The sequence below is a fragment of the Monashia sp. HAY1-2A genome (assembly GCF_056755315.1).
This window is the reverse complement of the sequence record NZ_JBNDHY010000186.1, coordinates 1-7,898: the sequence shown is the minus strand read 5'-3', so window position 1 is coordinate 7,898 and position 7,898 is coordinate 1. Positions and strand designations below refer to the sequence as shown.

Genomic DNA, 7,898 nt, shown 5'->3' with positions numbered 1-7,898 from the left:
GTGGTGGAAGAGCGCACGCAGCAGTACCAGCTGGGCCTCGGAGGTGTCCTGGAACTCGTCGAGGAGCACGGCCCGGAACCGCTCCCGCTCGGTGGCGCCGACAGCCGGGACCGACCCGGCGAGCCGTGCCGCGACGGCCATCTGGTCGGCGAAGTCGAGCGACTCCCGCTCTCGCTTGAGGTCGAGGAAGGACTGGACGATCGGCAGGACGGCGCGCCGCTCGCGCAGCACGGCGAGGGCGTCACGGGCCGGGGTGGTGCTGCCGCGGCCCTCGCCGTCGGGCAGGCCCTCGAGGCGCGCGATGACGGCATCGAGGTGCTCGATGACCTCGGCCGGCGTGCGGACGTGCTCGGCCATCTCGCCGGCGAGCGCCATGACCGAGGAGATGACGGTCGACTCGCTCTTGACGACCTCCTCCATCGGCCCGTCCCAGCGCGAGACGGCCTCGGCCGCGAGCTGCCAGGCCCCGGCCTCGGTGAGGACCCGGTACTCCGGCTCGATGCCGACGCGGAGGGCGTGCTCGCGCACGAGCCGACCGGCGTAGGCGTGGTAGGTCGAGACCGTCGGCGTGCCGCCGAGCACCTCGGCCCCGGTGCCGTCGTCGGCGGGCGGCTCCCAGAGGCCGGCGCGCACGAGCCCGCGCAGGCGCTTGCCGATGCGCTGGCTCAGCTCGGCAGCGGCCTTGCGGGTGAAGGTGAGGCCGAGCACCTGGTCGGGGGCGACGAGGCCGTTGGCGACGAGCCAGACGACGCGGGCCGCCATCGTCTCGGTCTTGCCCGACCCGGCGCCGGCGACGACGAGGAGCGGTCGCGGCCCGGCCTCGATGACCGAGGCCTGCTCGGCGGTCGGCGGTGGCATGCCGAGGGCGCGGGCGATGTCGAGGGCCGAGCGGCGGGGTGCGGAGCCGGCCGCAGGCGGCGACACCGGTGCCGTGCCCGCTGTCACGGCGTCCATCGTCGACGTGCTCACAGGGCGTCTCCCTCCGGCTGGACCGGGCACGAGGAGCGGACCGGGCACGTCTCGCACGCCGTGCCCTGGGCGGCGACGAACTCCGCGGCGCCCATCCCCTCGGCCGTCGACTCGACGAGGGCGCGGGCCCAGGCCGGGTCGGGGCTGGCGTCGAGGGCCGGCTGGTCGAGGACGCTCGGCTTGAGGCCGGACAGGCCCGCCTTGCCGATGAAGACGAGGGCGGCACCGGCGCTCTGCGACCCGAGCTCGGGAAACCCCTTCTCCTGCACGGCGACCTGGTAGGCGCCGAGCTGCCCGTGCGCGGCGAGCTCGGCGCGGGACGGCTTCGAGGAGCCCGTCTTGAGGTCGACGATGCGGATGCCGCCCGACGCGGCGCGCTCGATGCGGTCGACGCGGCCGCCGAGCAGCGCGCGGCCGACCTTCACCCTGAAGTCCTTCTCGATGCCGACGCGCTCCCACGTGCCCTCGGCGGCGTCGCGGTAGGAGACGAAGCGGGCCACCATGTCGTGCGCCTCCCGGCGGGTGCGCTCGGTGGTCCACCCGGGACGGAGTCCCAGCCGCCCCCAGCGTGCGTCGACCTCGGCGCGCAGCTCGGCGAGGGAGGCGTCGGGCAGCTCGGCGACGACGTCGTGGACGAAGGTGCCGACCGAGGCCGCACCGAGCTGGGTGCCCTCCCCGCCCACCGAGGTGAGGAACCAGCGCAGCCCGCAGTCGGAGAAGTAGGTGACCTTCGACGGCGACACCGGGACCGGCTCGTCGGGTCGACGCACCGGCCGGTCGTCGGTCAGCGACCGCAGCGCCCACCACGACGCCGGGTCGGCCCCCCGCACGCCGGCCTGGGCGGCCGCGGCGAGGACGGCGAGCGCCGGTTCGGCGACGCCCGGGTCCGGGTGGATCGCCTCGCGGCGCAGCTCGCCCACGAGGCCGGACAGGGTCATGGTGCGGGCGACCTCGGTGTGCGGGCGGACCTCGGCGGCCACGCCCTCGCCCTCGGGCGGGTCGACGAGGTCGAGGTAGACCGAGGGTTGCTCGTCCTCGTTGCCCACCGCCGTGACGAGGAGCCGCTCGGTGGCCCGGGTGACGGCGACGTGGAACAGCCGGGTCTCGTCGTAGCGCACCTGGGCCTGCGCGGCACGGAAGCCGAGCGGACGGTCGGCGACGGCCGCCACGAGGTCCTCGGAGCCGAGGACCGAGCCGCGCAGGCGCAGGTCCGGCCACACCCCCTCCTGGACGCCCGCGACGACGACGATGCGCCACTGCCGCCCGGCGGCGGACTGGGGCGTGAGCAGGCTGACGCTGCCACCGGCCTGCCCGCGTGCGGCCAGCGTGTCACCGGGGACGTCCTGGCCCAGCACGTGGTCGAGGAACTTGTCGGGGCCGGCGGTCGGCAGGCGGTCGACGTAGGCGGCGGCCGCGTCGAAGAGCGCCAGGACGGCGTCGAGGTCGCGGTCGGCACGCTCGCCCGGTGGGCCACCCGCGAGGGCGGTGCGCCGCCACGCCTCGGCGACGCCGGCGCCCTGCCACACGGCCCAGAGGACGGTCTCGGCGGTGACGCCGCTCGCCCACCGGCCCTCGGGCGTCAGGCGGGCCGCGGTGGCGCCGGAGGCGATGGCGTCGGCCACCCGGGCCGCGGCGCGGCCCACGGACCCGAGGAGGTTGGCGCGGTGCGGCTCGAGCAGGAGGTCGGCGAGCAGCTCGTCGCTGGACCGCCCGCCACCCGACGCGAGCTCGTCCTGTCGCAGCACCCGCCGCAACCGCCGCAGAGCCACGGCGTCCGAACCCCCGAGGGGCGACAGGACGAGGTCGGCGGCGCGGGTCGGGTCGATGACGTGCCGTCCGCCCGCGACCTCGGCTCGCGCCACGGCGAGGGACTCCTCGAGGATCGCGAGCAGCGGCCGCACCGCGCCCTCGTCGCGGACGGGGGTCTCGGCGGTCGCGGCGGACACCGGGACCCCGGCCTGGGCCAGGGTGCGGCGCAGCGAGTCGGCGCGGCCGGAGCCGCGGACGATGACGGCCATGTCGGTCCACGGCACGCCCTCGACGAGATGGGCGCGGCGCAGCACGCTGCCGATGTGGGCAGCCTCCTGGGCCGCCGAGCGCAGCAGCGCCACGGCGACCCGCTGGTCACCCCGGGACGCGTCGGCCTCGTGCCGGCGCTGGTTGCCACCGCCGAGCGCGCCGATGCGCCGCGCCACCTGCTCGGCCACGGCGTCGAGGACGGGGCCGAGACGGTGGCCGTGCTCGAGCACGACGGTGTCGGTCGAGGCCGGTGGCGCCGACGAGCGCCCACGGGCGTCGGCGAGCGCCTCCCAGCCGTGCGCGAGGAACCTCGGGTCGGCCCCCCGGAAGGTCTGCACGGCGACGTCGGGGTCACCGAGCAGCACGACGCGGGGCCCGCCGGGCGCGAGCACGCGCAGCAGCCTCGCCGCGGCGGCCGTGACCTCCTGCGCCTCGTCGACGACGACCATCGCGAGGCGCTCGTGCAGCCGGTCGAGGGCATCGGGGTCGTCCTCGAGCAGCTCGGCCACGGCCGTGAGCACCCACGCGGGGTCGTAGGAGCCGTGCCGGCTGAAGGACGTGACCTGGTCGTACTCACGCAGGACGTGCGCGGCCGCCACCCACTCGGGGCGGTCGTGCTCGACCCCGAGCCGATGCAGGTCGTCGGGCCCCTGCCCGTGCTCGACGGCGCGCATGAGCAGGTCGCGCAGCTCGTTGCGGAAGCCGCGCGTCGTCAGGGCGCCGCGCAGCGCGTCCGGCCAGTTGGGTCCGGGCACCTCGCCCGAGGCGTGCCCGGCGAGGAGGTCGCGCAGGATGACGTCCTGCTCGGGGCCGTTGAGCAGGCGCGGGCTGGGGTCCCCGTGCAGCGCCGCCTCGGCGCGCAGGACCCCGAAGCCGAACGCCTGCCACGTCCGTGCCAGGGGCTCGGTCGTCGTGCCCCCGAGCCGGGCGGTGACCCGCTGGCGCAGCCCGGCCGCCGCCGACCGGCTCGAGGTGAGCAGCAGACAGTGGTCGGCGCGGGCGCCGCGACGCCGGACGGCGTCGGCGACCAGCTCGACGGCCAGGGTGGTCTTGCCGGTGCCGGGCGAGCCGAGCACCCGCAGGACGCGGGCCCCGGAGTCGAGCGCGGCCTGCTGCGACGCGTCGAGGCACACCTCCTGGGCGACCGGGGCCGGAGCGCGACGGAGGATGACCACCGGAGGATTCCATCACGTCGCACCGACACCGGCGCGGCGCCGTGCGGACAGCGCGGGCCACACGCGGCGACCCGGCTGCGCAGCCGCGGGACCCGCGTCCCGGGCGGCCCGGGTGCGACGCCCGTGCCGGGCTCGCGCGGTTTCTGGCGTTTTCGGTGTGGCCACCCCCGCACCGGCGTAGCGTCGAACCGTTTCATCGCCCTGTGTGCTCACCCGTTCGGGGACGTGACGCGATGTCGATGTGGGACGACCTGCCGCAACCGGTCCAGAGCTCCGGGGCGCTCGACGGGGTGCGCCCGCTGCTCGAGGACCTCGACGTCACGGGGCCGACGGAGGTGGGCGACGCCGACGGGGCGTGGGACGTCTGGACCTTCGACCAGGACCTGACCCGCCCCCTCGCCCTCGACCCCCGCACGGGAGGGTTCGGCGCGAGCCAGGGGTCGACGGGCACGCCGGTGGAGTTCACCGACCCGCACGTCGACGGTGACTTCTCGCTGCACAAGGACGGGCCCGGCGGCACGCGGGACGGCGGCTGGCGCCTGCGGATCGCCTCGCCGGGGTTCCTGTTCCACGTGCCGTTCCTCCGTGGGGCGCTGCTCGACGCCCAGGGCCAGCTGCGGGCCGACCCGGCCAAGCCGCAGGTCGGGTTCGTCGTGCCGCGCGTGCGCTTCCGGGTGCAGCAGCTCGGCGGCGGCTCGGTCGGCGTCGACATCCTCTCGGCGACGACGTCGGGCACGCCGGTCGACCACATCTACGAGCTCATCCGGATGGACCCGCCGTACGCCCTCGTCGGCCCGAGCGACTGCGTCGGGTTCGCCTTCCGCACCGCGGTCCTCGACCTCTCCGGCACCGCGGGTCCCGGCGTGCCGGCCGGCGCCCGCGCCATGCCGGGCGACTGGCAGGGCTTCTACCTGCCGGAGGCGCGTCTCTTCGTCGCGCCCGACGGCATGGACGGCATCGCCGTCAGCGCCGGCGTGCGCAACCTGTGGGTCGGCATCGGCGTGCACGAGGGCGTCACCGGCGTCTTCGAGGCCGAGGTGGTCAACCGGGGCACGAACCCGAGCGTGCGCGTCCACTTCCGCACGGCCACCGGGGAGCTCGTCGACGACCCCGGGACCGGCACCGCGATGCTGCCCGAGCAGTCGACCCTGTTCGTCGACGCCGACGGTGGCCTCGCGCCCCTGACGACGACGATCGTCGTGGGCGGCGTCACCGCCACGCCCGCGAACACCGACCGCACGCCCGTCACGACGCCGGACACCGGGACCGTCGCGGTCACCGTGACCGTCACCGACGCCGCCGCGCACACGACCGTGCGCACCTTCAGCGTCGGGCGTCGTACCGAGCCGGTGACCCCCGGCGCGACGGGCATGCCGGTCACCGTCACCGACACCTCGCACGAGGCGACGCGGGTCGTCATCGTGTCGCAGACCGGCACGAGCGCCCGCGTCGCCCTCGCGAGCGGTGTGGCCGCCGACTGGTCCTGGACCGGCGGCAGCTCGGGCAGCCTGTCGGCCGCGACCGAGGCCGAGATCGAGGTGGGCTCGGGCGCCACGGTCAGCGTCTCCGCCACGACGACGAGCGCCGCCCAGCAGCACCTGGACGCCTACTTCCTCTTCGACCATCCGAGCCCGAGCGAGGGCCATGACTACGCCGTCAACCCGGCGAACCTGAGCGCCTCGACCGCGACCGACCGCACCCACCCCTCGACCGGTCCCTCGTTCATCGCCGACGCCACCTCCCGCCGGTCGGTCGTCGGAGCGGCCACCCCGCTCACCGTCGACGGGTTCGCGTCGTACGAGGGGCCCGAGCAGCAGCCGGGCCACAACCAGGCGCTCAGCGAGCGCCGCATCGCCGCCATGGTCGAGGCCCTCACGGCGGCCGGGTACACCGCCGTCACCCCGGGCACGGCCCACGGGCACGGACCCGCCCAGGGCAGCGGCGACCCGGCGTCGGCCCGGTGGTGGCACGCGACCGCGACGTCGGGGGCCGGACCGGCGCCCGTCACGGTGACCGCCGACCTGCACCGCGATCCGCCGCCCGCGACGCACGACGACGACCCGGCCCCGCACCAGCCCGCACGCCCCGACTGCTTCCACCTCCTCGGTGTCCGGGTCGAGCTGGTCCGCAGCACCGTCGTGCGCTGCGAGGTCTACGGCGAGTTCGACATCGAGACCGCCACCGAACGCCGCCTCGCCGCGCACGGCGCCGAGCCGCTGCGGGCCGGTGACCGGCCCAACCCGAGCGACGGCATCTGCACCTTCCTCGTGCGGCTGCGCATCGCCGAGGACCAGGGCTCGTGGGACGTCACCGGCGAGTTCCGCGCCAAGGAGGGCGACCTCGACGGGCTCGCCGAGATGCGCGACTCGCAGGCGCACCCGGTCACCCTGAACATCCTCGGGGCCCTGAGCGTCCTCGCGCCGCTGACGTCGTCGGCCACCGAGCTGTCCCCGGCCGCCGGGGCCGTGGTGGCCCTCGGGTCGGTCGCGCTCGGCGCGGGCGACCTGCTGCACACCAAGCGGCTGACCCTGCGGGGCGCCGAGGTCATCGTGTCGCAAGGAGTCCTCGGCGGCGACGGCATCACGACCGTCAGCGACCGCGGCACGGCGGTGAGCGTGCTCCTCGACGTGGAGGTGGCGTTCTGGTTCGACCTCACCCTCGTGCGGGTCGACCCGAACATGCCGGTGACGACGCGGTACAAGGCCATCGGCGTGCGGTCGCAGTGGGGCACCGGCTCGGGAGGGTCGCTCGACTACGTGCCCCTGCCGGTCTTCGACCCGAGCCGGGGCTACTCGCTCGACATCCCCGCGGGATCGATGCACGCGGTGCCGCCGCTCGACAACGTGCTGCGGATCATGGGCGTGCGGGTCAGCCGCGACAACCCGACCTACCTCGAGGTCGAGGTGGGGCTGGGACTCGATCTCGGGATCATCACCATCGAGACGGTCCGGGTGCGCGCCCGCGTCGACGGGCCGCCGCTCGACCTGCAGATCACCAGGCTCGCCGCGTCGATCGACATCCCGAACGTCATCACCGGACGCGGCGAGGTGAGCATCGAGCCGGGTGGCTTCTCGGGCGCGCTCGACGTGCAGATCGTGCCGGTCAAGATCCGCGGCAGCCTGACCTTCACGTTCCGGCAGGCCGGTGGGGTCAGCGGCGTGCTGCTCGGCGCCGAGATCGAGTTCCCCGTGCCGCTCGTGCTCGGGAACTCCGGCCTCGGCATCTTCGGCTTCCTCGTCGGCGTCGGCATCAACCACAAGCGCATCGAGGGCACCGGCCAGGTACCTGCTCTCGACTGGCTGCGCGACCAGCTGGGCCGGCCGGGCGGCGTCATGAACGGCGCGCCGGCTGGGAGCTGCACCAAGGCGGGTTCGCTTTCGCTGCAGGCGTTCTCGTGGGCACGCTCGAGGGCGGCTACGTCCTCCACCTCAAGGGCCTCGTCATCGTCGAGGTGCCGGGCCCGCGCCTGTTCTTCGTCATGAAGGCCGACGTCATCAAGATGCCGCCGGCGCTCGAGGACGCCAACCAGAGCGCGACGTTCCTCGCCGTCCTCGACCTCGACTTCGGCCGCGGCACCATCACGATCGGCATCGTCGCGGAGTACCAGATCGAGAAGATCCTCAAGGTGCGCGTGCCCGTCACCGCGTTCTTCGACACCAACGACGTCGAGTCGTGGCTCGTCGAGCTCGGCAACTACCAGGACCGCGTCACCGTCGAGGTGCTCGAGGTCATCAC

Annotated in this window: 4 protein-coding genes; 2 read left to right on the top strand and 2 right to left on the bottom strand. The window is 75.1% G+C overall.

Going from position 1 to position 7,898, the window contains the following annotated elements; genetic code table 11:
- Both ACPYOM_RS19565 and ACPYOM_RS19560 read right to left on the bottom strand, forming a co-directional pair.
- On the bottom strand, positions 1 to 969 hold a 969-nt coding region (locus ACPYOM_RS19565), incomplete at its 3' end, for a UvrD-helicase domain-containing protein (protein ID WP_481347231.1).
- Positions 966 to 4,163: an ATP-dependent helicase gene (locus ACPYOM_RS19560; protein WP_481347230.1), complete on the bottom strand. Its 3,198-nt coding sequence runs from the start codon at positions 4,161 to 4,163 to the stop codon at positions 966 to 968. The genes ACPYOM_RS19560 and ACPYOM_RS19565, both read right to left, overlap by 4 nt.
- A gap of 233 nt (positions 4,164 to 4,396) precedes the next feature.
- Here ACPYOM_RS19560 and ACPYOM_RS19555 point away from each other — a divergent pair, with 233 nt between their 5' ends.
- Together ACPYOM_RS19555 and ACPYOM_RS19550 are read left to right on the top strand one after the other, a co-directional pair.
- Complete coding sequence (locus ACPYOM_RS19555; RefSeq protein WP_481347229.1) at positions 4,397 to 7,645, top strand: hypothetical protein; 3,249 nt, start codon at positions 4,397 to 4,399, stop codon at positions 7,643 to 7,645.
- Positions 7,558 to 7,898, top strand: a 341-nt coding sequence (locus ACPYOM_RS19550; RefSeq protein WP_481347228.1) for a hypothetical protein, incomplete at its 3' end; no start/stop codon positions are given. The genes ACPYOM_RS19555 and ACPYOM_RS19550, both read left to right, overlap by 88 nt.

Excerpts from the sequence above, each read along its gene's own strand:
- ACPYOM_RS19555 (WP_481347229.1), top strand. The coding sequence starts at position 4,397 with ATGTCGATGTGGGACGACCTGCCGCAACCGGTCCAGAGCTCCGGGGCG.